A 25,200-nucleotide genomic window follows, 5' to 3' on the forward strand; every position below is an offset into this window, starting at 1 on the left:
TTAATAATTACATCGTACATGAAATTTAAGGAGTGGAATGCGTGGAATACAATATTCAAGATATGATCTTCCAGTTCATTGGTGGATTAGGTATTTTCTTATTCGGGATTAAATACATGGGCGATGGACTGCAACAAGCAGCTGGAGATCGTCTTCGCGATATTCTAGATCGTTTTACAACAAACCCTCTTATGGGTGTACTAGCAGGTATGTTAGTTACAGTATTAATTCAATCAAGTTCAGGAACAACCGCTTTAACAGTCGGACTTGTAAGTGCCGGATTTATGACATTAAGACAAGCAATCGGTGTTATTATGGGTGCGAACATCGGAACGACAGTTACTGCATTTATTATCGGAATTAAAATCGGAGAATACGCTCTTCCAATTATGGCAGTTGGAGCAATCTTATTATTCTTCTTTAAAAATAAAAAAGTACAGTCTTTAGGTCAAGTCGTATTCGGATTTGGTATGTTATTCTTCGGTTTAGAATTAATGAGCGCAGGTATGAAACCTCTTCGTTCTTTAGAGTCATTCCAAGAATTAATGGTTAGTATGAGTGATAACCCGATCTTAGGAATCGTTGTTGGTACAGTCTTCACTTTAATCGTACAAAGTTCAAGTGCGACAATCGGTATTTTGCAAGAACTATTTGGCCAGGGTGCAATCGATTTACAAGCTTCCCTTCCTGTATTATTCGGTGATAACATCGGTACAACAATTACAGCTGTATTAGCAGCAATTGGTACTTCTATTGCAGCAAGACGTGCAGCATTAGTTCACGTTATCTTTAATATCGTCGGTACAATAATCTTTACGATTTTATTAGTACCATTTACAAGTTTAATTCAATATTTCCAAACATCATTAAACTTAAATCCAGAAATGACAATCGCATTTGCCCACGGAACATTTAACGTAACAAATGCACTTATTCAATTCCCATTCATCGCTGTATTAGCATGGATTGTAACAAAACTTATTCGCGGCGAAGATTCTGCTATTGATTTCAAACCGCAACATTTAAATACAATCTTTATTGAACAATCTCCTGCTATCGCGCTAACAGAAGCGCAAAAAGAAATTGTTCGCATGGCTGAGTTTTCTTTACAAGGATTAAAAGAAGCAAACCAATTTTTAAATACACAAGAAAAGAAACACGCTGATATGGCTACGCAATTAGAAGCAGCTATTAACAATTTAGATAAAAAAATTACCGAGTATTTAGTTTTACTATCAGAAAAACCACTTTCACATACAGACTCTGAAAAGCATTCAGTTCTAGCAGGTGTTGTTGGAGATATTGAACGTGTCGGTGATCATGTAGAAAACTTAGTAGAACTTGTAGATTTCCAAATTTCAAACCGCGTTTCACTATCAGATGAGGCACTAGCTGAATTAAATGAAATGCTTGAATTAACAATTTCAACATTACAAGATGCAATCAATGCTTTAACAAACTTCGACACTGAACTAGCTCAAACGGTTATTGCGAAAGAACGTAAAATTGACCAAATGGAACGTGTTCTTCGTAAACGTCATGTATTACGTCTGAACGAACGTAGCTGTTCAGGTGATGCAAGCATCATTTTCGTTGATATGGTAAGTAACTTAGAGCGTATCGGTGATCACGCTGTAAATATTGCTGATGGCGTTTTAGGTGAACAAGGAAAAGTAAATTTAAAACAATCATTATAATAGAAAAGAGACGCTAATTTGAGCGTCTCTTTTTTTATTTCACCTTTACAACCGTTCTTCCTTTTAACTTTCCTTGCAGTATAAGTGTAAATTTCTCATCTAATTCTTTTAATGTACATTCTTCTGTATAAGATAATAGCTCTGAGTTTTTCCACTCACCGGCTAACAATGCCCACACTTCTCTTCTCACATCTACTGGACATTGAACTGAATCTATTCCTAAAAGGCTAATCCCTCGTAATATGAATGGGTATACAGTTGTATTTAATTCATGCCCTGCTACGTTACCACACGTTGTTACACAGCCTCCATACTTCACTACCTTTAAAGAACTTTCTAACATGTTCCCGCCTACAGTATCGACAACCCCAGCATATATTCCTTTAAGCATCGGTCTTCCTGATTCATCACTCAACTCCGCACGGCGAATCATCTTTTTTGCACCTAAACGTAGCAGCATCTCTTTCTCTTCCATTTTCCCTGTTGCCCCTACTACGCTATATCCTAGCTTCCCTAAAATACTAACTGCTACACTGCCTACTCCGCCCGTAGCACCCGTTACTAAAACATCTCCCATACTAGGTGTAATTCCCGCTCTAATGAGCTTATATACCGATAAGGCAGCTGTAAAACCGGCTGTCCCGTACATCATACTTTCCTTCAAAGACATTTCTTTTGGTAAAGGAACAACCCAAGATGATGGCACGCGAATATATTCTCCGAAACCACCAGAAGTATTCATACCTAAATCATACCCAGTTACAATAACTTGATCGCCTTCCTGAAAGGCGTTATTTTCACTACTAACTACCTCTCCCGCTGCATCTATGCCAGGTGTATGAGGATATGTTCTCGTTACACCTTTATTACCAGTAGCTGAAAGGGCATCTTTATAATTTAATGAAGAATAATGAACACGTATTAATACGTCTCCTTCAGGTAAACTATTTACTTCTCTCTCAACAAGCTTTCTTTCAAATTGATTATTTTCCTTTTCTTTCACGACAATTGCTCGGAATGGTGTATGATTCATTACGCTCTCTCCTTCATCCGTAAAATCCTTCTTTATTATATAAGAAATGCTTTTAAAGCTAACCGCTTCTTCTTGGCTATATTTCAACAAATCTTACTTCTCTATCACTTTCTCACAATACGTATTTTCATTTCTACTAAAACACATTATACTTGTTCTACATCTTAAAAATAAAATATAGAAAATCTAACTTTTTATAAATAAATTGAATTTTTACGAAATGTAAATGATTTGTAATGTTTTTTTTCGCTAAATTTCATTATAATAAGTGGATATGAGTGTCGTATTTCAATTCAAATGAAGGAGTACAAGAAATGGAGCAAAACCCATCTTTGCAAGAAAATACACGAACTAAACCGAGAAATAGTAAGAAAAAAACAAAAATTATTATAAGCGTTATTTTATTATTTTTAATAATAGGTGGCGGTTATACTTGGTTTTTAGTAAATAAAGCATCTTCTGCTATTCGAAATGCCGCTCACGATTTAGCGCGCGGTGATAAATCTGATTTGCGTGATAAAGCTGTAAAACCTATTACAAATAATGTATCTGTCTTAATTATGGGTGTTGATGAAAGCGATGTCCGTGGGAAAGAATATGGTGAAGCTATAAGAACGGATGCACTATTACTTGCAACGTTTAATAAAGATAGCAAAACTGTAAAACTATTAAGTATTCCACGAGACACGTATACTTATATTCCAGTAGAAAAGAAAAAAGATAAAATTACACACGCTCATGCATTCGGTGCTACCAAAAACGGAAAAGATGGTGGACCACAAGCAAGTATTGATGCAGTTGAAAAATTAATGAATGTTCCTGTCGATTACTTTGTAAAATTCAACTTTAAATCATTCATGAAAATCGTTGATGATTTAGGTGGCATTGAAGTTGATGTACCAGTTGAATTTACTGAACAAGATAGTAATGATAACGCCGATGCAATTCACCTGAAAAAAGGTGTTCAAAAGTTAAATAGTGAAGAAGCTCTTGCTCTTGCTAGAACACGACACGTTGATAGTGATGCGATGCGTGGTCAACGTCAGCAACTCGTTATCGAAGCCATTTTAAAGAAACTAACAAGCGTTGGATCCGTAACAAAAGTTGGTAACATCATTGATGATATTAACGGACAATTCGTTACAAACTTAACATTCGACGATATGCTTTCATTCTATAAATATGGTGCAGATTCTTCAATTGAGAAATTACAAATTGAAGGTGAAGATTGTTACATGGCAAAAGGTGATGATACATGTAGTAAGTCATCTGGTGGTGGCCGAACTTACTACTACAATCCAGATAAAAAAGAATTAGCTAATGTTACAAATGAACTTCGTAGTCACCTTGGACTACCTGCCTATACAAAATCTGATTCTGATTCGAAAAAAACAAGCCCAGAGAAAACAAAAGAATCTAAGTCTGAAAATACGAGTGAACGCGAATCAAGTAACGATGAAACTCAAAATAAGAATAACAGTGAAGATACAGAAACATCGTCTAATGACAATGAATAAAGTGAAGCAGTGCTCTATGGAGGTAGAGCACTGCTTCTTTTTAATGCTTTCAAAAAAAATCAGAACTTTCCAACTATCTTTTTTAATATTTTTAAATTATAATAAATAGTAGTAATCTATTCCAATTATCAGGGGGCTCATACATATGAAAGCTGCAGTAAAACATAACATTTCAGATTTTAAAGAGTACTTAAAATCAAACGATATATACATGGAAGAAAATATAGATGAAAATGATGGTTCGGTACATTTTTCAGTAGGATTAGAAACAGAAGCTGGCGCAAAAATTCAACTTATCGCTGCTTTCCAAAGCGAACATCCTGCTGTGGATATATACTGCTTCAATGTTGCTCTTGTACCTGATTCAACATCAAAAAATGACATTTTACATGTCATCAATGAATTAAACACATCTTATCGATTTGCAAAATTCACGCTAAACAAACAAAATGCAATTGATATTTCAACATCTCTTGCATTCTCAGAACCAAATTTTAATCCCGCACTTGTCTTTGAACATACGAGAATGCTATATAAACTGGCAAACGATGAATATAAGAACTTAATGAAAGTTATTTGGGCGTAAATAAAAAGATGGTGCTACAAGAGCACCATCTTTTTATTTCGATATCATATCAACCCACATCTTTATCGCAGTTCCTACAATTAAAGTAGACAATACGTATTGCAAAACTTTTTGATTCACTCTCTTCCCTACTCTCACCCCAAGCGGAGCGGCAAATAAACTTGCTATCGCAACGATAAGAGCCGGAATAACAACTATTTGTCCAGTAATCACTTTCCCAGTAGTAATTCCTATCGAGGAAATAAAAGTAATAGCAATAGAGGTTGCTATTGTCGTACGTATCGGTAGTTTTAAAACAACTAGCATAATCGGGACTAAAAGAAATGCACCACCAGCCCCAATAATGCCGGAAACACTTCCTACAATCAACGCTAACATACTAGCTAGCCATTTATTATACATAGGTCCTTCTGAATCTTTACAGTCGTTTCGCTTCGGTATAAACATCATAACAGCCGCAATAGTAGCTAATATTGTATAAACAACATTTACAGCATGCTCATTTAATAGATTTGCACTAAAGCTTCCTACAAAGCTTCCTATTAATATACTAGCTCCCATATACACAACTAACGTTTTATCCATATCGTTACTTTTCCGGTACGCCCACGCGCCTGCAAAAGTTGCAAAGAATACTTGAATCGCTGTAATACCACTCACTTCATGTGATGTATATCCAGCAAACCCTAACAATACCGGAATGTATAAGATCATCGGATAATTAATAATTGCCCCGCCAATCCCAACCATTCCTGAAATAAACGAGCCTATAAACCCAATAATAAAAAGTAGTACTGTTAAACTCATATTGTATCCCCCGCCTTCTAAAAAGAAGGTGATTTAAATAAATAAATTCACATTCCCATCCGAAGCATCTGCTAAATATGCACCTACTCCTGCAAACTCTACCCCTTCCATAATCTCTTCCCCTTTTAACCCTAATAAATCTACTGTCATTTGACAAGCTACAAGCTTAACCCCTTGTTCTTTCGCCATATCAATTAAATCTGGTAAAGGCATCGCATTATGCTTCTTCATAATGCCTTTAATCATCTTTGGCCCCATACCAGCAAAATTCATTTTTGATAATCCCATCTTATCAGCGCCGCGCGGCATCATTTTTCCAAACACTTTCTCTATAAACGTTTTCTTCACTTTCACATGCTCATCTTTCCTAAGGGCATTTAAACCCCAGAAAGTATGAAAAATAGTCACCTCTTGATCGTACGCCGCTGCACCATTTGCAATAATATAAGCTGCCATCGCCTTATCATAATCTCCACTAAATAAAACAATCGTCGTTTTCTTCTGTTGTTCCATGATATTCTCCTCCTAATTACCTATAGGGGTATTTAAAAAATTATTAAAAGGCTCAAATTATCTAGCTACACCCGATACTACTTTCCCCCTTACAAAGCGTTCATACCGCCTGAAACATTTATAATGCGCTGAAACCCCAATTTTTTTAATACTTTTGCTGCTTGCTTACTTCTCATCCCGCTCTGACAAATAACAATTACTTCCTTATTTTTATCTAACTGATTTACTTTACTAGCTAACTCATTTAGCGGGATATTCTGAAACCCCTTCATATAATTTCCTCTATATTCACCTACTGTACGAACATCGATAAATTGTTTTCCCTTTTTTCCCACTATACCCTTTAATTCTTTTCCATTTATATTTTGAACATCTTTCACCGGTAACAAACGCGAAATAACAAACCATGCAGCAAGTACAATGAAAAGCGTGCTTAATATTGTATTCATATAACCTACCTCTCCGCCTTTACAAAACTAGTTTTTCCCTACGCCTTCTTAATCCAAAACTTCAGTACATCGTCTTCTATATTATGCTTTACTATTTCATGACCGCCTGTTTTTGACCATGCTGGAATATCCTTTACCGACCCTTTATCTGTTACATGTACTTCTAGCACTTCTCCAGATTGTAAAGTATCCATCGCTCTCTTCGTTCTTACAATCGGCATCGGACATGCTAAATCTTTCGCATCTAATACTTGTTTTATATTCATCATCTATTCCTCCAGTTTGTTATTTTATAATGAATCATGAACTGCACAACGATTTGGACCAATCTCCATTTCACGCTCTTCTTCCACACTCGGATGGATTTTCCCCATATTCGTTTGACGAATTTCTTGATAAGCATTCGGCTGAGGTGGTAGATTCTCCGTTACAATTTTGCGGAATTCATTCTCATCTTTAATATTTAATCCTGCATTCACTTCAAACAATTGTTTTAAATTAGCACTCACGATCCCATTTTCATCCATTTCACTTATTTTTGAGTAATGAGCTGGTAAAACAATTAACTCTTGAGATAATTCCTTATAGCGCTTATATAATGTATTTCGTAAATCACTCACCCAGTCTTCCGCCTTCCCGGCAAGATCGGGACGACCAATTGAATCTACAAATAAAATGTCACCTGATAATAAATACGTCTCATCTACAATAAATGATGTACTTCCAATCGTATGCCCCGGTGAGTATAACGCGCCAATATTAATTTGGGTACCCCCTACCGTAATAACAGTGCCTTCTACTAGCGGTTCGTACGAGAAAACAACTTCCTCCGCATCTTTTGGAGGTAACCAATACGTACCACCGACTTTTTCAGCCAACTTACGCCCACCTGAAATATGATCTGCATGTAGATGTGTATCCATTACATTCGTAATAGTAACTCCGTGTTCTTTTGCAAAATCTTCGTACGCCTCAATCGTTCTCACCGCATCAATGACTGCTGCTTCACCATTTGAAACGACCATATAAGATAAGCAGCCTTTTCCAAGACGGTTAAATTGATATATACTTCCTCCGCCCTGTACATCTCCTACTTTTAACGGCTTTACATATTCACTCCAAGCTTTCATCCCACCAGCTAAATAAAGAACATTATTGAAACCAGCATCTAACAATTGCTCTGCAACAAATTGCGAAGAGCCCTCTTTCGCACATACGACTAAAATTTCTTTCTCCCGCGGTAATTCATCTACAATATGTTCTACACCATCTAATAAATCAAAATACGGTTTATTTATAGAAGAGATTTGTTTCCCTTCAATTTTCCACTCTTCATAATCCGCTTCATTACGAACATCTAAAATAAATAACTCTCCGAATAAAACTTTCTCTGCGACATCTTTTGCTTGTAACATCTTAGCGACCATTCAATTACCCCCATAGGTATATTTTCGTTTAAAAAAATTTATTTTTCCATGTTCCCTTGCCACTCTAACATACCTGGAATGACATTTTTCACGTTCGAAAAACCTTTTTCTTTCAACGTTTGACACGCTATATCACTACGATTACCAGTTCGGCAAACAACATAAATAGGTTTCGCACGCTCTAACATAGCACTATCTAATTCACCTAACGGCACCGAAATTGCGGATGGAATATGACCAAAGACGAATTCCGCTTCTTCACGAACATCTAATACAGTGCACTCTTCACCATTTAATAATATATTTTGCAATTCCCCATTCGTAATTGTATGAGGATACTTCACAACTTCATTTACTTCATTTTCGTGGGCTTTTCGTACATAATGCTTTAATATATCTCCCTCTTGTTTCGTTCCAATATATTGATGCCCTACTTTACTTGACCAACTTTGTATATCTAGCGTAGAACCTTTATCCGTCGCCTCTATTTCAATAACTTTCCCTGCTGCCAACCCTTCCATCGCCTTTTTCGTCTTCACAATTGGCATCGGACAAGCCAATCCTTTACAGTCTAAACTCGTATCCACTTTTATACTCATAATCATTTCCTCCCTAATCATTACACTTATACCTGCAGGGGTATATTAAAATGTTTTTGAAAATCTGTCAACACATATGTTTGACAGATTATCGGCTTTTTACAAGTAATTGAACAGCTTCTTTAATTAACTCTTCATTTGAGCCATTACCTTTTTCAAACTGCTCGCGCAAACATTGCTCTAAATTTGTTCCCACAACGAGTCCAATTGTACGATCTAGCGCAGAACGGGATGCAGTTAACTGTGTAATAACATCTCGGCAATCTTTTCCCTCTTCCATCATGCGAAGCACACCACGAACTTGACCTTCAATACGTTTCAATCTATTTTTCATATCTTGATTATATTCCACTGTAAACCACCTCCGTAATTATAACTATATTATACATTACTTTGTAACTTTGTATAATATCATATACCCTTAAGGGTATATTGTAAAGCGGTTTATTTTTTTGTAAAACCTTCTAGGGTATAGTAAAAATGCACTACATTGTAGTCCATCTAATTTATTCTCTTTACCCTTTTCTAACTCTTGATCGACAGCCTTTACTGACTAATAATAATAAAGTTGTTTAATTTTAAGGGTGTGAATCCGCATTGCTACGCTGTTAAACTGTTCCATTTCAATAACAAAGTTGTTTAAAAATACGGTAGTGTATAGTTTATAATGAAGTGTAGACAAATACTGTTCGACTTATTAAATTATTTAAACTTTGAAATAGAAGATATAAAAATAGCCTACATTTTAAGGAATATAGGCTAAGCAATATAAGTTAATCTGTTATTAATTTTGAATAAATACTTAGATCAATAAACTTTTCATTAGATTTTTCACACTTTCTCATTGTCCCTTCGAATGTAAAGTTTAACTTTTGTAAGACTTTTATTGAATTAATGTTTTCAGATTCAACTTTTGCTTCTATTCTATTGAATTCTAAAGTACTAAACGCATAATCCATTAAAGAGAGAATGGCTTCTGGCGCATATCCCTTACCCCAAAAAGCTTTACTAATATCGTAACCAATTTCTGCTTTGGCGTTTTTGAAATCAAATGAATTATAACCACAAGAACCGATAATTTCATTTGATTCTAATTCAATTATCGAATAACGAATAGCTCTGTTTTCCCGAGATAGCTTATCAAGCACTTCAATCATATCTACCGCTTGGCTTTCATCAGTAAAACTATTGATATTCATAAATTTTGTAACTTCTGGATCAGACCAAATTGTAAACATGCTAGCTGAGTCTGATGCTTTCATTTTTCTTAAAACTAATCTTTCGGTTTGTAGTTCTGTAATCAATATTTTTACCTCCATTATGTTTTTATTTTGGGGTCAAGATATTGATATCTGCGCATAGTTCAGTCCCTTCGTGTTTCAAGATAATATTATTATAAAAGTTATAAAGGATGAAACAATAACTTTTATAAATTTGGTTATGTCACAGTTTATGATAACTGCATAATAAAGAAAAATGAAACGACCGTATTGTGATTTTTTAAACATCTTTAATTTTATTCTTATTTTCCGTTCGTTGAGAGCAATTATTTTTTAGTTGCTGTATTTCCCATTGCAATAGAAATTCTATTCCAACTGTTGATTTGATTGATTACCAAAACAAGGTCAACATATTGTTTCTCGTCATAGTGTTCACGTACTCGCTTATATAGGTCTTCAGGAACTCTTTTAGTAGGAATTAGAGTAATATGCTCAGATAGTTCAAGAGCAACTTTCTCTTCAGGTGTATAAAAATCACATTCATTCCAAGCATTCAAACAATAAATTCGTTGTTCGGTTTCACCCATCTTACGAGCATCGGATGTATGCATATCTATGCAGAAAGCACAACCGTTAATTTGAGAGACTCTAATCTTTATAAGTTCTCTAGTAATTCGATTAATTGTAGACTTCTTAGTGTACTTCTCCATATCCATCATAATTTTCATGCCATCAGGTGCAACATCATAGTAGGAAATTCTTTGACTCATAAGGCAAGACCTCCTTTAATTTTAAGATACTTATAATTATACCGTCACACGAACATTTGTGCTAATATTTTGTTTGTAAGGCATTCGAAATCAAAGAGAATTTCAGTTGTAGACAGTGTAATTAGTTGTTTCATGGTACGTAACTATCGCAAATGAGTAACCGTATTTTTCAAACAAATATTTTCACTTTTAAATTACTTTATTATTGCCATCAGAAGAAATTGAATAACTTTATTAATTTTTAAACGATTTTATTATGACCAAACATTTACTAACCTCTCTTTGTTAACAAACCCTTGAATAACTTCGTCACCAATAACGAACGTTGGAACAGCCTGAATTTCTACTTCTTTCATAGCATGTTTTATAGCTTCTTGATGTATTTCTCGGTATTTTCGTGATAGTAATGCCTCTTTAAATACATCATGCGAAAGGCCTACTTCCTCCGCCAGTTTTGTTCACACTTCAATATTTTTTCTTCTTGAAAAAATGCAACAAATACTCTATGATGAAATTCATTTCCTTTTCCCTGTTCCTTTGCAAATTAATAACCTTCAAATGCAAAGTGCGTATACGGACGCGATAAACGAGGTAATTTCATTTCTATTCCTAATTTTTTAGCAGTAGAATGAATGAACGAGCTCCAAGCTTCTATCACATAAGGCAATGTCCATGGATTAACTTTAGGATGCGGGATAGGGCGTAATTCAAGTGGCATCCATTCTATTTCTACATCTTTTTCCTTTGCAACCCCATCTAAAGGGGCAGTAGCTAAAAAACAAAATGGACAAATAAAATCAGAATAAACTCTAATTTTCACTGTCATATACATTCCTCACATTTCTTTTTATCCCATATTTGTAACTATACGAGCTTCAAACATGGGGATACTATGACTAATACAATATATCTACTACAAAAAATTCATTTCATTTACGAACGAAAGAATCAACCGTTTTATTATCATACTTCCTATAATCTCTTTGTAAAACTATAATCCATCCCTCCACCTAAAGCTTCAGCTGTATCACCAGTTTCTCTAAAATCATGTGTATAAATTTGTTCAAATGAACCAAAATCTACTTGTTTATAAAATTCATAACAAGGGAATCCATCATGCTCTCCTTGAATATCGATACTACCATCCTTTTTAACACATACAGTTAATAAATAATCCACAGGAGGTGCATATATATTTAATGGATTACTTGCACTGGCACTCATTTTGAATTGGACACCATCAGAATTCCATGCAATATGAGTACACACAATATTTTCAGTACTCGCTTTTCCTGTTCTTTTATTCACAGAACCATCTGGATTTGTAATCTTCTCTGTCGTAATACCCGTGTTTGCATATGAAAACACTTCTTCTTTATAAAAGTCCACTACTACCTCTTGCTCAACTCTAGAGCGCATAGTATTTACCGCATGTGGTGTAAATTCACGTGAATCACCTTCGAATTGGATTACTCTTCCTGTTTGTACATCCTTACTCGGTTCCGTCCAAGACATTGGAATAAATACACTGGCTCTAATTTTAACGATATTAGTCATAAGAAACACCTCTATAATTTTATTTTAGATACTGCATAATATTGAGTAAAACAGACCACAATTTCGCTCCCATAATCAATAGCGTTCTCTTTTGCGTTAGCTACTTCCTTCTTAAAAATAGCGCTATATTTATATCTAGATTGTCGTTTTAAAGCTATATTCCATTTCTCCAGCTAGTGCTGCTGGGGTATCACCCATTTCTCTGAAATCATGTATATATATTAATTTAAATGAACCAAAGTCTATTTGTTTATAAAATTCATAGCAAGGGAAACCATCATGTACACCTTCAACATGCACAGTACCACTTTCATTAACTCGCATAGTCAAAAAATAATCAGCTGCAGGTGCTGCCGCGTTTAAAGGATTACTTGCACTTGCTCTCATTTCAAATGAAACTTCATCTTCACTCCATACAATATTTGTACATGCAATGTTTTCTGTACTTGTTTCTCCTTTTTGATACTCAATTGAGCCATCTGGATTTGTAATTTTCACAGTGACGATACAAGTATCTGCATATGTGAAAATTTCTCTTTTATAAAAATCAATATTCACTTCTTGTTCTAATCTTGAACGCTTTGTGTTCATAGCGTATGGTGTAAACTCACGTGCATCTCCGGCATATTCAAACACTCTTCCTGTTGCAGAATCCTTAATAGGTTTCAGTAAAGTATACGGTGCAAATACACTCCCTCTAATTTTAACGATATTAACCATGTGAAACCTCCATAATTCATTGATTTTATTTAGATAAATCATTATTTTTTCTATCACTATCATATAGTCAATTTGATTGACTATAAGTAAGGAGGTTATATACATGGAGCATCAAACATTTAACGAATTAGATCTCACTTCACTTTTATCATTATCCTTCAGTACATTAATTACTGAACTACATGACAAATTAAGTGAATTGGGATTTGAAGATATTAGGCCAGCGCATGGTTTTATGTTCAAACGCATCCTTCCTAATGGAGCAACTGGCATAGAACTAGCTGAGTATTTAGGGGTTTCAAAACAAGCTGTAAGTAAAATGGTGGATTCTCTTGAAAACAGTGGTTATGTCACGCGCCAAACGCATCCTACTGATAAAAGAGGAAAAATCATTGTTTTAACCGAGCGTGGTTTAGCAGTAATGCAAGCAAAAAAAGAAATAGTAGCTGAAATAGAGCAGCGATGGATTGCAAACATAGGTGCAGAACGAATGCAAATGCTTAAAGCGGATTTAACAACATTCGTTACTAAAGAAAATACAGGCAGATTTTCATCAAGTATACGACCTGTTTGGTAAATAAAAACTCCATATAAAAAACGAATCCATTTTGAAAAAGACTAATCAAAATGGATTCGTTTTTTACAGTTGATTAAAATCATTGATTCCTTTAAATTTTGTTTTAAATATATGAGATACCTATATTTTATACATTATATAATTCTGTAACTCTCTGCACGATCAACTCCGCCGTATTCTCCTCTGGCGGCATCAACAAGTTTGTAACCGGCCCATACACAACAGGATTTAATTCCACTTCATACCCACCATATGCATACTCCTCTTTTGTCGGTAAGTAACCAATATATCCATTCGTATGGCCACAAAAGAAAGCTAGTTCATTTTGAAGACTCTCTTTCATTTCTAAAGCAGTTTCTGAAAAAGGTTCCATCGGTATTCCAGAGAATATACCATCATTAATTTGAAACAATTGAATTTCTAAATCGATACTTAAGTGCCTAATGTTTTTCCTATGCTTATCTAAAACAATAGTAAGCCATTCGTTAGTATTCACACCCCACTGCTTCTCAGCTAATTGGGCCATTCTTTTTATCTCTTCAATCCCTGGAATATCCTTCAATTTCATTTGCATCGTACTCGAAATCGTTCTTAAATTTACAATTGGGCTATAAGTAACTTTTGGCAACATGGTTAATACATGTCCACTAAGCATGTAAGCCATTTGTTTTAATGCTTCCATTGAACCGCGATACTTCGCATTCACGTTTCCAGCAGCACCTTGAACGATAATAATAGGACAGTTTACTATCTTCTCAAGAATCCCTCTCGTCATTCCAGGATAATCTGCTGATAATACATCACTATCACCTTTTAAAACATTCGGATGAGCAGTACAAAATACTACAATCCCAGATAGCTCCTTCGTTTCAGCATCTCTCATTGCTAACATACCAATTCGCTTATCCACAATGCCCTCTATATTTATGCCCATCTTCGCTTTTCCATCAGATGTTCTCTCTCGTCGGTTTACTCCAATATCACCTGTCGTAACACCCCATCCAGCTTCACATAACTTCATGTTGTTATTTGCAGTAACAGCACCGTGCACTACATTATTTAATAAAATCGTTTTATACGACTTTATTAAAGGATGATTACCGACTGTTTCCGGACCAGAGTGTGTATGTGTATAAACAACTGTTATTCGCTCAACTGGCACATGAAGCTCACTCGCTACTCGTTCACGAATAATATTCGTATCTTCTACTAACATCCCGATATTATCAATGCTTATAAACGCAGTCTTCATTTCATCTTTTTCAAACACAAAGACCGTCCCGTAAATACGCTCTTCAATATTATTAATTCCTGTATCTCTATGATATCCGATAAAATCAATACCTAAAGGCGGCGTAATATCCACCTTGCATACCCCTACTTTACTCATTTAAATCGCTCCATTTCTCTATGTAACTCCCTCTCTTCAAGAATAGCATATTTACCATTTTCAAAATAAAAAGAACGGACAAGAAATTCTTTGTCCGTTCTTTTTATTAGACATACTTCCGATGCACCATCTTCCCATCATAAGAAAACACAACGCCCTTACTTTCCACAATGGACTCCATATGCACCGTTCTTCCCCATAGCTGATGAAGATACGGTAATACTTTTTCTAAGTATTTTAAATCGAGCTCGATTCCTTCATAGCTATGTTTAATGTACAATTCCCCATTCTTTAAGTAATCTCCATCTTCCACTACTAAGTACGGGAAACCTCCATTTGTGCGCATATTTACGAGTTGATCGCGTACATGTTCCCACTCTTTATCAATTACTTTATATTCTTTTCCTTGGCGCTGGAATAAGTACATATCTTCTCTCATTACGAGTTTTTTATTTAAGTAGTTTCTTAGGAACGATACGTCCCATTCAATTTCCCGTACTTCAAAGATTTTCTCGCGACCAGAACCAGGCTTCACACCGCGCCTTTTCATTTCTTCTGTCGGATTGTTGTAGCGTTCTTCAATATCTTCAAACATTTTAATGCCGAGGTAGTATGGATTAATACTTGTTTTTGATGGCTGTACGACACCTGCATTTAATTTCGCAAATTCAATTGCTTCACCAGATGTTAAGTCCATTTCACGAAGTATGCGTTGATGCCAGTAGGAAGCCCAGCCTTCATTCATGATCTTCGTTTCAAGCTGTGGCCAGAAATATAACATTTCCTCGCGCATCATCGTTAATATGTCGCGCTGCCACTCTTCTAGCTCACGGCTGTATTCTTCAATAAAGAGGAGTAAATCTTTTTCTGGTTGCGGAGGGATTTTCTTCTTTTTATGCATATTAGGTCGTTCTCTCTTTTTGTTTCGATCATCTAAATTCCATAAATCATCGTACTGTGATATCTTTTTCTTTTCTACATCCTCTTCTAAATCTTCAATACTCCATGCAAGTTTCGGGCGCATAAGTGATGGATCTATATGTTCTTGAATGGCAAGTACTGCATCCAAGAACGTTTCTACCTCTGCTTTTCCGTACTTATGCTCATATGCTTTCACACGTTCAGCTGTTGCTGACATGCTCTCCACCATATCACGTTTCGTATTAGAAAAACGAATATTATTTTTGAAGAAGTCACAGTGCGCTAAAACGTGCGCCACGATTAGTTTATTTTGAATTAAAGAATTCGTATCTAATAAAAAGGCGTAACATGGATCAGAGTTAATAACGAGTTCATAAATTTTACTAAGTCCCAAATCGTATTGTAATTTCATTCTGAAAAATTGCTTTCCAAAACTCCAATGTGAAAACCTCGTCGGCATCCCATATGCACCAAATGTATAAATAATTTCCGCTGGACATACTTCATAACGCATCGGATAAAAATCAAGCCCAAATCCAGTCGCAATTTCCGTAATTTCCGCAATCGCATATTGCAATGCTTTATCTTCACTTGCTCTCATTATTTTCCCTCCTTACACTTTCCCTTAAGAAAGTGTATGATGAGGAACAAGCTTTCATGAGGATTGATTGCATAATAAAAAGACACCCCCGCAAAAACGAGAATGTCTCATCTATTAACCCTCAATAATCTCCATCTTCTCCGTAATCGGTGTACGAGCTTTTCCTTCTGGTGCTTTATCGAAATAGCCGATATGAAGAATTCCAATGATGCGTTGACCTCTTGTTAAACCGATTCCTTCTATAAATAGTGGATTGTAGTTTAATCCACCTGATTTCCAAACGCACCCTAAGCCGCGTTCCCAAGCAAGCAATTGGAAGTTTTGCATAAATGCACATGTTGCAGCGTAATCTTCGTCACGTTGAATTTGACGCGGATCTTCATTAATGTAAACAACGATTTGTGCAGGTGTGCTTAAGAAACGGTCAGATAAAATTTTGCCGCGTTTTGCTCTTTCTTCTTCTGTGAAAGAGTTTAATACTGCGTCTACTAATTTCTGACGGCCTTCTCCAATGTATAATTTACAATTCCATGGTTCACGGTTTTTATGATTCGGTGCCCATGTTGCGTCGTTTAATAGTTCAATTAATAGCTCTTTTTCTACTGCTTTATCTGTAAATGTACGCACAGAACGTCTTTCTTTAATAACGTTTGCGATGGAAGTATATGTAGTCATATTTTTCTCTCCCTTATTTTCATCTATATGTATAATTCCGTTATTGATATTGATTTTCAATTTCGATTATAACCTAGTTTTTCACTATTAATCAATGTTTTATGTTGGAAAACAGTTAAAAAATTAATTTCTCGTTGTGAATAAAAAAACTTGGTGTGTTCACAAGTTTTTCACATTTTATGGAAATGATATGTGTAAGTTTTCCACATTACCCATCTAGGAGGAGTTTACATGTATAAGAAAATCGCAGTAAGTATGACTATGGCAGCATTATTATGCGGAGTGTCTGTTTTCCCTGCTTCCGCTGCCCCGCCAAAAGAAGTAACAATGCATCATCATAAACCAATCTCAGAGGAAGAAATGCATTCTCTCGAAAAACTCGGCTATAACAAACATGAAATTTGGAAAGCTGCCCACATTGCAAGAATAAGTAAAAAAGAAATTAAGGACGTTTTAGCTTACTATAAGCAAAATAAATCTTGGGAGAAAACAGCCGAGCATTTCGGTGTAGATCCAAGTAAATTGAAAAAGCATCATATGAATAAAGAAACTAAAAAAGCACTACTGCAAAAATTAGCAAATATGCAAAAGTCCACACCAGATGGACTAAAACAAAAAATGAAAGAGTATAACATAGGTTTACGTCAGCTCACAGTATTAACAATCATCGCTCAAAAAAGTAATACTTCTCTCGATGATGTACTGAAAATGAAAAAAGATGGGATGGATATTAAACAAATTGCGGAAAAATTAAATGTTAAAAAAGAAGATATACGGACAGAAATGATTAAATTAGTGAAGTCTATTAAAGAAAAGAAAACAAATTAGCCTGCCAAAAAGGAAGAGATATTCAATACTCTTCCTTTTCTTTATGAACTTTCAATTTTCAAGTATAAATTCCCGCCTTTCCCAAAAACTAACATAAGTAAATGATGTAGGTAAGGGGTGAGGAAATGTTTCTTTCGTCTAAAAAGAATACAAAAACAATCTGTTCCATTCCAGAATTTATCCAAACTATGAAAGGGTCTAGTGATTTCGTTTCTTATAACATCGTAGAAGATGGGACGTTATGTTTGTTTTACTATAAATCTACAGCCGAATCACTCCTCATTAATCGATTCATTTTAACACCTTTAAAAAGAGAATTAGATCACATTGAAAATATAAGTGATATAGCAAATATCGTCACACTCGAGGAGATTATCACCGGCCCTTCTATTGATGATATTCGTGAAAAACTATTAAGTGGCTATGTACTTATACAACTAAAAAATGATTCTCACTCAGCAGAATATGCACTTATTCGTGCTGAAATTTCAGTCTTAGGTACACGGCTATATAACGATACTGAAAATGAATATAGTGTCATCGGTCCAAAGGTCGGATTCGTTGAGAATATCGATACAAATATACACTTACTTCGGCGAAATATTGTCACAGAACAATTAGTTTTCAAAGAAGTTATAGTTGGTTCTATATCAAAAACAAAAGTCGTAGTTGCTTACATCGAAGGCATTACGAATGAGCAACACGTTAATACTGCGATGCAGCGCCTACAAGACATTGACTTTGATGTTCCTTTCGATGCAACTATGATTGAACAGTTTATTAGCGATAATAGTAACTCTCCCTTCCCTGTTTTACTACCTACAGAGCGGTTAGATCGTTCTGTTTTTGCATTAATTAATGGAGGAGTCGTTATTTTAACAGACGGTTCTCCTTATGCATTAGCTGGACCGGCGACGTTACTCGATTTTTTTGTCTCTCCAGAAGATTATTATTTACCATGGGTAGCGGGCTCATTTCTTCGAATGGTGCGTTTTTTCGGAGCGGCATTCTCTCTATTCTCTTCAGCTATTTATACAGCCATATTAACGTATCACTATCAAATGATTCCTGCTGATTTACTTGGACCAATCATTTATTCAAGAGCGAATGTACCGTTCCCCCCTGTTTTAGAAGCTCTATTTTTAGAAATTACAATTGAGTTACTTCGCGAAGCAGGGGCACGATTACCGACAAAAGTTGGACAAACAATCGGTATTGTTGGAGGAATTGTAATTGGACAAGCATCCGTTGAGGCTGCTTTAACGAGCACTATTTTATTAATTGCAGTTGCATTATCTGCACTCGCGTCTTTTACAACACCGACGGTAAAGATGTCTTCTACTATCCGGTTACTTCGATTTCCGCTCATCGTTTTAGCTGGAGCATTTGGCGGATTAGGTCTCATTGTCGGATTCGTCTTCATTTTAGCTCATTTAATTCGTTTGAAGTCACTTGGATCGCCATATTTATTACCTTTATACCCATTTCGAGGTGTAAAAACTGCGGAAGGTCTCCTTCGTTTACCGTTTAGTCAAACCGCTGCACGTGCTTCTTTTCTTAGACCGAAAACAAAATGGCGCTATAATCCGGACAAAGCGAAAACGAAACGTGATGGTGAAAAGAAATGAAAAAGATTTTACTATGCTTTACTATGATCCTTTTTACTTTCCAATCAGGTTGTATGCAATCGAACATAGTGGATACACAGCGAATTATTCATGTAAGTGGATTTGATATAACGAAAGACAATAAATTTCGCGGGACAATTCTCTATCCAGATTATACAAAGGACGTACAATCAAAACCAGAAACTCAATCAACTACTGCAAATACAATTGAAACAATCTCTTCACAGTTAAACGCCAAATCACCACATACTATCGCCATAGGTCAAATGCGTGTTGCCCTATTTGGAAAATCATTAGGTGAACGCGGGCTTGCTGACATTATTAACAACTTACAACGTGATCCTAACATTGGCCGAGATGTACAACTAGCACTTGTAGATGGATCAACAGAAGAACTTCTCAAGCATGTTAAAACAAATGGATCGCTCTATCTTGCTGATTTACTTGAGCAAAATATAGAAACTGAAACAATTCCTCGGACCGCTTTAAATATTTTTTTGTATAACTTTTATTCATCAGGAGGCGATCCCTTTCTTCCCTATATTGAAGTTGACGAAGACAAATCAGCTTCTATTAAAGGCATCGCTTTTTTAAAAAAAGATAAAGTGGCTATGTATACAGATAAAAAAGGCTCTTTTTTATTAAAATTACTCATTAATCCAACTAAAAATGGACGTTACGAAGTTCCGATACGTCAAGGTAAACATAAAGGATTAATCGCTACTCAAAACTTATCTGGAAAAAGTGTCTGTGACGTTTCTCAAAACGGGAGTCTTCCAAAGGTTCACATCCACTTAAAACTAAATGGACTCATAAAAAACACTCCTGATTGGCTTGATTTATCTAAAAAGGAGAATATAACTTACGTAAAAAAACATGTAGAAAAAACACTTGAAAAACATTTAAACGAATTAATAAAACAATTCCAAGAAAAAGATATTGATCCAGTAGGTATACGTGAAGAAATTCGTAGTCACTCGAGAAAATGGAGTATGAAACAAATTCAAGAAATGTACCCTAGCGTAGACGTTGCGGTTAATGTGCAAGTTAATATCGTACAATCTGGTATCGGAGAATAATGAGGTGCTAAAATGGCTGAGCAAAATAAAAAGAATACTGTTTCTCCTTATTTCGTATTTCTTTTATTACACTCTCTTCAAATTGGAGTAGGTATATTAGGATATCAGCGAATTATTTCGCAACATGCTGGCTATGATGCTTGGATTTCCCTTATTGTTGCAGGTATTGCAACTCATATCGTATTATTTTGTATGCTTAAAATGTTAGAAAAAGATAATGATTTAATGAATATTCATACGACATGTTTCGGAAAGTGGCTTGGTACCTTTCTTTCCGTTTGTTTCACCTTATACCTTCTATTATTTTGCCTTACAGTTCTTCGTACATATATTGAGGTCATTCAAGTGTGGGTCTTCCCTACCATTAAACCATGGAAATTAACTTTATTATTTTTACTCGTGACCTACTATGTTATAAAAGGCGGATTCCGCTCTGTAACAGGAATATGTTTTTGGGGTATCGTATTACCGATTTTTGTAGTACTATTTTTAGCTTTCCCTATGAAATACGCACATTTCCGTAACATTTTACCTATACTCACACATTCTCCTGTAGAAATTTTAACTTCAGCGAAAGCTTCTGCATTAGAGTTTCTTGGATTTGAGTCGATTCTTATCTTTTATCCGTTAATTGAAAAAGGAAAATCCTTAAAAAAGTGGGCCCATGGCGGCATAGCCTTCTCAACCATTCTATATGTACTCTTGGCAATCATTTCTTTTATGTACTATAGCCAAGGGCAATTGCATCATACCATTTGGCCTACATTAACGATGTTGAAAATCATTAAAATCCCCTTTATTCAGCGATTTGAATACATAATTATTTTCGTGTGGTTCCTTATTATTTTACCTAACCTTTGTGTAACGATTTGGTCTTCTTGCCGTACTATTAAATGTTCTTTTCACATACCATTTAAAATTACATTGCCACTTTTTATCACAATTATATTTATTTCATCCCTATTTTTTACAAACCGTGAGAGTATCAATACATTAAATACAATACTATCTCAAGCTGGCCTGTATATTGTCTACGCTTATGTACCAATTTTATTTCTATTCCATTCACTGCGGTGGCGCTTCAAAAATCGTTCAAAAAAAACTTCTCCCTAGTTGTGCTTTAGTCTGATACAATTTTATTAATACATTTGTAAAGGGGACAAGCCAATGAAAAAGTATGTATTTTCTTTACTTGTAGTACTGAGCTTAATTCTTACTGGATGCGGGAGTACTGGTACAAATGAAAAAAAATCTTCTGAATCAAAAGAAGATCATGACCACGCATCACATACTCAGCAAGCTGACATTCAAGAAAAGACAAAAGGGGTCGACACACTTCCGGCCTTCCTAGACAAACTTGATCCACAAATGAAAGACATCTATACTGTCGCTGGACAAAATGCTGAACTATTGGATTGGATTCCTTGTTACTGCGGCTGTGGTGAAAGTGTAGGACATAAAAATAATAAAAATTGCTTTATTCGTGAAATCAAAAAGAATGGTGAAGTTGTTTGGGATTCCCATGCAACAACTTGTGTAAATTGCTTAGAAATCGCAGTTGAATCTGCTTCGATGAAACAAAAAGGAAAATCAACGCTTGAAATTCGTAATTATATTGATAATAAATACAAAGAAGGATATGGGAAACCAACACCTACGCCAATGCCAAAAGCTTAAAAAACGAGGAGACTCCTCGTTTTTTTTCTTTTCATTCACTTTTTTTCTTAACAAATTCTTTCAAGTGTATTTCTCCTCGCTTATCACACACTATATATAACTCTTCGGTAAGGAGGGTAACACAGTGCAAACATATAACGACTATGACAAAGCTCTCTATTACACGTATTGCTGTAATTGGGATAAACTACTCGTTTTAATGGTTCAAACGAATGATCAACTATTTTCTAAGCGTATTGAACACTTTTTACACGCTTATCAATACAGTAAAGAATTGCCAGAAGTTGACAAACAATTGCAGCTCCTATTTCAATATATTGACCATGCATCCCAGAAGTCACATGTAGAAGAAGTAGTAGAGCAAATTCAAATGTAAAATATAGCGCTATTCTCTCTTAGAGAATGGCGCTTTTTTGAACATTTTTATATCAATAAAAGTTTCCTTTTACAAAACTTTTATTGATAAACATATTTTCTCTTTCTTTTCTGTACTACTTCATACTATAATTTAGTATGTAACTATTATAAGTGAGGTATAAAATATGGGACGAGAAAAAAAGCAAGAGTATGCTTTATTTACTGCATGGGGAGCTTCTTTTATTGCTACGCTAGGTAGCCTATACTTTTCCGAAATCATGAAATTTGAGCCTTGTGTCCTTTGCTGGTATCAACGTATCTTTATGTATCCATTCGTTTTATGGCTCGGCATTGCTGTAGTAAAAAAAGATTATCGTATTGCAAGTTATTCCTTACCAATTGCAAGTATTGGTGCTTGTATTTCTTTATATCATTATGCAATTCAAAAAGTTTCAGCACTATCAGCTGCAGGAGCAGCTTGCGGACGCGTACCTTGTACGGGAGAATACATAAACTGGTTCGGCTTTGTGACAATCCCGTTTTTAGCTCTTATTGGCTTTATCACAATCGCTATTTGCAGCTTTATTGTAATTAAAAACAAATAAGGAGATGAAAGAATGAAAAAAATGCTTATATTTGGCGGTATTATTATCGTCTTATTTGCAGCAATTTTCGCTGTAACACAAATGGAAAAGAAAAACGTATCAACAACTGAAAAAGATTACTACACAAACAAAATTTCTCTTTCAGATCTCCAAAAGAATTTAAAAGAGAAAAAAGAAGAAACAGTATACTTTTATCAAACATCTTGCGTTCATTGCCAAAAATTATCTCCTATCCTAGTACCAATGGCTAAAGACTTGAATTTTGATATGAAAGTTATGGATATTGAAAAATTAGATGCTCCTTGGGATGAATATAAAATTAAAGGTACTCCAACAATCATTCATTTTAAAGATGGTAAAGAAGTGAGCCGTATTAGCGGCGAACAACCGGAAGACAAATTAAAAGAATGGCTTGAGCAAACGAAAAAATAATAAGAAAAGGAAACTCCTTCTATACATGAAATGCGTGTAAAATCCCACACTAATGTATAAGGAGGGGATTTTATGCCAGAAGTGAAATGCTCTGTTTCCAATTGCTCATTTTGGGGACAAGGTAACCTTTGTCAAGCAAGTGCAATCGTTGTTCAACCTGATGCACAAGAAGCAGGTCAAATTGAAAACAGTTCGTATACAAGCGCTGCTTTAACAAACGAGACGCTAGAAAGCTCTGTAACAACGAGTGTAGAGACTTGTTGTCATACATTTAAACCGAAATATTAAACGTAAAAGCATACGATTAGTCGTATGCTTTTTTACATTCCCCTCCAAAAATCATGCATCATAAAAAAGTACAAAATAACGAGAAGGACCGTCCCGCATAAAGTAATGCGTCGATATACACTCTTCTCCCCTTCCCTTGCTTTAACAAATGCCCAAATAAATCCGACGAACAATATTAAATCAACATATGGAACATAAAAGGAGAAGACGAGTAACGCATATACATACACGATAAATAAACAAGTCGTGATTAAGAAAATTTTAAATGCAAATTCACTTTTCATAATGTGACCGCCCCCCAGTCTGTACTGTATTATATTCAGCAAAACATAATAGTTGCTGTTTCAATTTTTTCATTTCACTATTTGCAGGCACACGATTGGTATGAAATCATTAAAACCAACTAAACTTCATCACAAATAAGCTACCGCCTATACACGGTAGCTATTATGGAACATTATATTTCCTTTTATATATGTTACTTAAAATCGAATAAGGTAATTGCTCATAACGAATTTTTTCTCCCGTTTCCTCTACAATATACAAATTGTTTCCTATATAATAGGTTCCATCTTTTCGTTTGGAATACACTGCGTATTTTTCATTTGGCAATACCGTTTTTACTTTCGTTAATTGTCCATTTGGTTCTTGCCAATATATATTTACACGATCAACTAACGTAAGCATTCCAATTTGTTCTTCTTCTACTTTACGACCATTCCAGCTCACAACACGATAACCAAGCTTATAAGCTTCATATTCGGGACTCGTATGAAAACGAGAAATAATTACTTTTGTCTGTAATTGTACCCGGTCGTATAACCATTGTATGTCCCGATCGTGCATGCGAATACAACCATTCGATTCCCGGCTTCCAATCGTTCCTTCACGATTTGTCCCGTGAATAGCATATTCCTTTTTATCCAGACCTAGCCATCTCGTACCGAGAGGATTATTCGGTGCACCCCCAGGTATTTTTTTACGATGGTATTCTTTATTTTTATATTTAGTTATAATACAAAAATTCCCTTCAGGCGTCGGGGTGCTATCTCTTCCTGTCGTTATCGGAAATGTTCTAGTATAGTTTCCCTCTTCAAAAAAAGACAGCTGATTCGTCGTAAGGTTAACTAATATTAAATGATCTGTATTAGCAAAAACGCTAGCTGGCAGGCAGAAAAATAGGATTACGATAAACCATACTTTCTTCATCTAAATCCTCCCTAGCACTAACATCATAATAAAGTGAA

Annotated in this window: 30 protein-coding genes and 1 pseudogene; 13 read left to right on the forward strand and 18 right to left on the reverse strand. The window is 35.2% G+C overall.

Features of this window, described 5'->3' with window-relative positions; all coding sequences use genetic code 11:
• Positions 1-41 precede the first annotated feature (41 nt).
• A complete protein-coding gene (locus tag MKX77_RS20175) occupies positions 42-1,697 on the forward strand; it encodes a Na/Pi cotransporter family protein (RefSeq protein WP_341307625.1) in 1,656 nt (551 codons plus the stop codon).
• 34 nt (positions 1,698-1,731) lie between these two features.
• On the opposite strand, the gene MKX77_RS20180 is transcribed toward MKX77_RS20175, so the two are convergent.
• Positions 1,732-2,730: a YhdH/YhfP family quinone oxidoreductase gene (locus MKX77_RS20180; protein ID WP_215555321.1), complete on the reverse strand. Its 999-nt coding sequence runs from the start codon at positions 2,728-2,730 to the stop codon at positions 1,732-1,734.
• Positions 2,731-3,044: 314 nt separating this feature from the next.
• On the opposite strand from MKX77_RS20180, the gene MKX77_RS20185 reads away from it, so the two are divergent.
• Positions 3,045-4,247 carry an LCP family protein gene (locus MKX77_RS20185; protein WP_215555320.1) on the forward strand — a complete coding sequence of 401 codons (1,203 nt, stop codon included), beginning with the start codon at positions 3,045-3,047 and terminating at the stop codon, positions 4,245-4,247.
• 145 nt (positions 4,248-4,392) lie between these two features.
• Positions 4,393-4,833, forward strand: coding sequence for a hypothetical protein (locus tag MKX77_RS20190; RefSeq protein ID WP_002010734.1), 441 nt, complete (start codon positions 4,393-4,395; stop codon positions 4,831-4,833).
• A gap of 33 nt (positions 4,834-4,866) precedes the next feature.
• Here MKX77_RS20190 and MKX77_RS20195 read toward each other — a convergent pair whose 3' ends face one another.
• The 12 genes and pseudogenes from MKX77_RS20195 to MKX77_RS20250 form a co-directional block, all read right to left on the reverse strand.
• Positions 4,867-5,640: a sulfite exporter TauE/SafE family protein gene (locus MKX77_RS20195; protein WP_215555319.1), complete on the reverse strand. Its 774-nt coding sequence runs from the start codon at positions 5,638-5,640 to the stop codon at positions 4,867-4,869.
• 33 nt (positions 5,641-5,673) lie between these two features.
• The gene (locus MKX77_RS20200) at positions 5,674-6,153 is read right to left on the reverse strand and encodes a DsrE/DsrF/DrsH-like family protein (protein WP_215555318.1); all 480 of its coding nucleotides are present in this window, start codon (positions 6,151-6,153) and stop codon (positions 5,674-5,676) included.
• 89 nt (positions 6,154-6,242) lie between these two features.
• Positions 6,243-6,602 (reverse strand): rhodanese-like domain-containing protein, encoded by a 360-nt coding sequence (locus tag MKX77_RS20205; protein ID WP_341307626.1) that lies wholly within the window; start codon positions 6,600-6,602, stop codon positions 6,243-6,245.
• A 38-nt stretch (positions 6,603-6,640) separates the two neighbouring features.
• Entirely contained in the window at positions 6,641-6,871 is a 231-nt protein-coding gene (locus MKX77_RS20210; protein ID WP_341307627.1) for a sulfurtransferase TusA family protein, read from the reverse strand.
• A gap of 21 nt (positions 6,872-6,892) precedes the next feature.
• A complete protein-coding gene (locus tag MKX77_RS20215) occupies positions 6,893-8,029 on the reverse strand; it encodes an MBL fold metallo-hydrolase (protein WP_341307628.1) in 1,137 nt (378 codons plus the stop codon).
• Between the two features lie 38 nt (positions 8,030-8,067).
• Positions 8,068-8,628, reverse strand: a complete 561-nt coding sequence (locus MKX77_RS20220) for a sulfurtransferase TusA family protein (RefSeq protein WP_341307629.1) — start codon at positions 8,626-8,628, stop codon at positions 8,068-8,070.
• Positions 8,629-8,716: 88 nt separating this feature from the next.
• Entirely contained in the window at positions 8,717-8,980 is a 264-nt protein-coding gene (locus MKX77_RS20225; protein WP_002159198.1) for a metal-sensitive transcriptional regulator, read from the reverse strand.
• A 421-nt stretch (positions 8,981-9,401) separates the two neighbouring features.
• Positions 9,402-9,932 (reverse strand): GNAT family N-acetyltransferase, encoded by a 531-nt coding sequence (locus tag MKX77_RS20230; protein ID WP_341307630.1) that lies wholly within the window; start codon positions 9,930-9,932, stop codon positions 9,402-9,404.
• A gap of 242 nt (positions 9,933-10,174) precedes the next feature.
• Positions 10,175-10,618, reverse strand: coding sequence for a carboxymuconolactone decarboxylase family protein (locus MKX77_RS20235; RefSeq protein ID WP_002010721.1), 444 nt, complete (start codon positions 10,616-10,618; stop codon positions 10,175-10,177).
• 254 nt (positions 10,619-10,872) lie between these two features.
• A pseudogene (locus MKX77_RS20240) lies at positions 10,873-11,444 on the reverse strand (DsbA family oxidoreductase).
• Positions 11,445-11,590: 146 nt separating this feature from the next.
• Complete coding sequence (locus MKX77_RS20245; protein ID WP_215555313.1) at positions 11,591-12,175, reverse strand: DUF3238 domain-containing protein; 585 nt, start codon at positions 12,173-12,175, stop codon at positions 11,591-11,593.
• 135 nt (positions 12,176-12,310) lie between these two features.
• Positions 12,311-12,895, reverse strand: a complete 585-nt coding sequence (locus MKX77_RS20250; protein ID WP_341307631.1) for a DUF3238 domain-containing protein — start codon at positions 12,893-12,895, stop codon at positions 12,311-12,313.
• Between the two features lie 103 nt (positions 12,896-12,998).
• Between MKX77_RS20250 and MKX77_RS20255 the strand changes: the two genes are divergently transcribed.
• Positions 12,999-13,472 carry a MarR family winged helix-turn-helix transcriptional regulator gene (locus MKX77_RS20255; RefSeq protein WP_341307632.1) on the forward strand — a complete coding sequence of 158 codons (474 nt, stop codon included), beginning with the start codon at positions 12,999-13,001 and terminating at the stop codon, positions 13,470-13,472.
• 127 nt (positions 13,473-13,599) lie between these two features.
• Here MKX77_RS20255 and MKX77_RS20260 read toward each other — a convergent pair whose 3' ends face one another.
• From MKX77_RS20260 to MKX77_RS20270, 3 genes are all read right to left on the reverse strand, one after another.
• Positions 13,600-14,862 (reverse strand): neutral/alkaline non-lysosomal ceramidase N-terminal domain-containing protein, encoded by a 1,263-nt coding sequence (locus tag MKX77_RS20260; protein ID WP_341307633.1) that lies wholly within the window; start codon positions 14,860-14,862, stop codon positions 13,600-13,602.
• Positions 14,863-14,968: 106 nt separating this feature from the next.
• Positions 14,969-16,384: a stage V sporulation protein SpoVR gene (gene spoVR, locus MKX77_RS20265; protein WP_341307634.1), complete on the reverse strand. Its 1,416-nt coding sequence runs from the start codon at positions 16,382-16,384 to the stop codon at positions 14,969-14,971.
• Positions 16,385-16,498: 114 nt separating this feature from the next.
• Positions 16,499-17,059: a nitroreductase family protein gene (locus MKX77_RS20270; protein ID WP_341307635.1), complete on the reverse strand. Its 561-nt coding sequence runs from the start codon at positions 17,057-17,059 to the stop codon at positions 16,499-16,501.
• 231 nt (positions 17,060-17,290) lie between these two features.
• Here MKX77_RS20270 and MKX77_RS20275 point away from each other — a divergent pair, with 231 nt between their 5' ends.
• The 9 genes from MKX77_RS20275 to MKX77_RS20315 all read left to right on the forward strand — a co-directional run bounded on the left by MKX77_RS20275 (position 17,291) and on the right by MKX77_RS20315 (position 23,953).
• Positions 17,291-17,887, forward strand: coding sequence for a hypothetical protein (locus MKX77_RS20275; protein WP_215555307.1), 597 nt, complete (start codon positions 17,291-17,293; stop codon positions 17,885-17,887).
• 125 nt (positions 17,888-18,012) lie between these two features.
• Positions 18,013-19,515 (forward strand): spore germination protein, encoded by a 1,503-nt coding sequence (locus MKX77_RS20280; protein WP_341307636.1) that lies wholly within the window; start codon positions 18,013-18,015, stop codon positions 19,513-19,515.
• A complete protein-coding gene (gerYC, locus tag MKX77_RS20285) occupies positions 19,512-20,594 on the forward strand; it encodes a spore germination protein GerYC (protein ID WP_341307637.1) in 1,083 nt (360 codons plus the stop codon). Before MKX77_RS20280 ends, gerYC begins: the two co-directional genes overlap by 4 nt.
• Positions 20,595-20,606: 12 nt before the next feature.
• Positions 20,607-21,707, forward strand: coding sequence for a GerAB/ArcD/ProY family transporter (locus MKX77_RS20290; protein WP_341307638.1), 1,101 nt, complete (start codon positions 20,607-20,609; stop codon positions 21,705-21,707).
• 54 nt (positions 21,708-21,761) lie between these two features.
• On the forward strand, positions 21,762-22,271 hold the full coding sequence (locus MKX77_RS20295) for a PCYCGC motif-containing (lipo)protein (protein WP_341307639.1): 510 nt from the start codon (positions 21,762-21,764) through the stop codon (positions 22,269-22,271).
• 124 nt (positions 22,272-22,395) lie between these two features.
• Positions 22,396-22,647, forward strand: a complete 252-nt coding sequence (locus MKX77_RS20300; protein ID WP_002150460.1) for a YhdB family protein — start codon at positions 22,396-22,398, stop codon at positions 22,645-22,647.
• Positions 22,648-22,813: 166 nt separating this feature from the next.
• The gene (locus MKX77_RS20305; RefSeq protein ID WP_002116351.1) at positions 22,814-23,233 is read left to right on the forward strand and encodes a disulfide formation protein C; all 420 of its coding nucleotides are present in this window, start codon (positions 22,814-22,816) and stop codon (positions 23,231-23,233) included.
• A 12-nt stretch (positions 23,234-23,245) separates the two neighbouring features.
• On the forward strand, positions 23,246-23,665 hold the full coding sequence (locus MKX77_RS20310; RefSeq protein WP_341307640.1) for a thioredoxin family protein: 420 nt from the start codon (positions 23,246-23,248) through the stop codon (positions 23,663-23,665).
• A 72-nt stretch (positions 23,666-23,737) separates the two neighbouring features.
• Positions 23,738-23,953: a DUF1540 domain-containing protein gene (locus MKX77_RS20315; protein ID WP_002150465.1), complete on the forward strand. Its 216-nt coding sequence runs from the start codon at positions 23,738-23,740 to the stop codon at positions 23,951-23,953.
• A gap of 32 nt (positions 23,954-23,985) precedes the next feature.
• Here MKX77_RS20315 and MKX77_RS20320 read toward each other — a convergent pair whose 3' ends face one another.
• On the reverse strand, positions 23,986-24,237 hold the full coding sequence (locus MKX77_RS20320) for a hypothetical protein (RefSeq protein WP_078174067.1): 252 nt from the start codon (positions 24,235-24,237) through the stop codon (positions 23,986-23,988).
• 163 nt (positions 24,238-24,400) lie between these two features.
• On the reverse strand, positions 24,401-25,162 hold the full coding sequence (locus MKX77_RS20325; RefSeq protein ID WP_002159216.1) for a L,D-transpeptidase: 762 nt from the start codon (positions 25,160-25,162) through the stop codon (positions 24,401-24,403).
• Positions 25,163-25,200 lie beyond the last annotated feature (38 nt).

The sequence above is a fragment of the Bacillus sp. FSL R9-9410 genome (assembly GCF_038050385.1).
Classification (GTDB): Bacteria; Bacillota; Bacilli; order Bacillales; family Bacillaceae_G; genus Bacillus_A; species Bacillus_A cereus_U.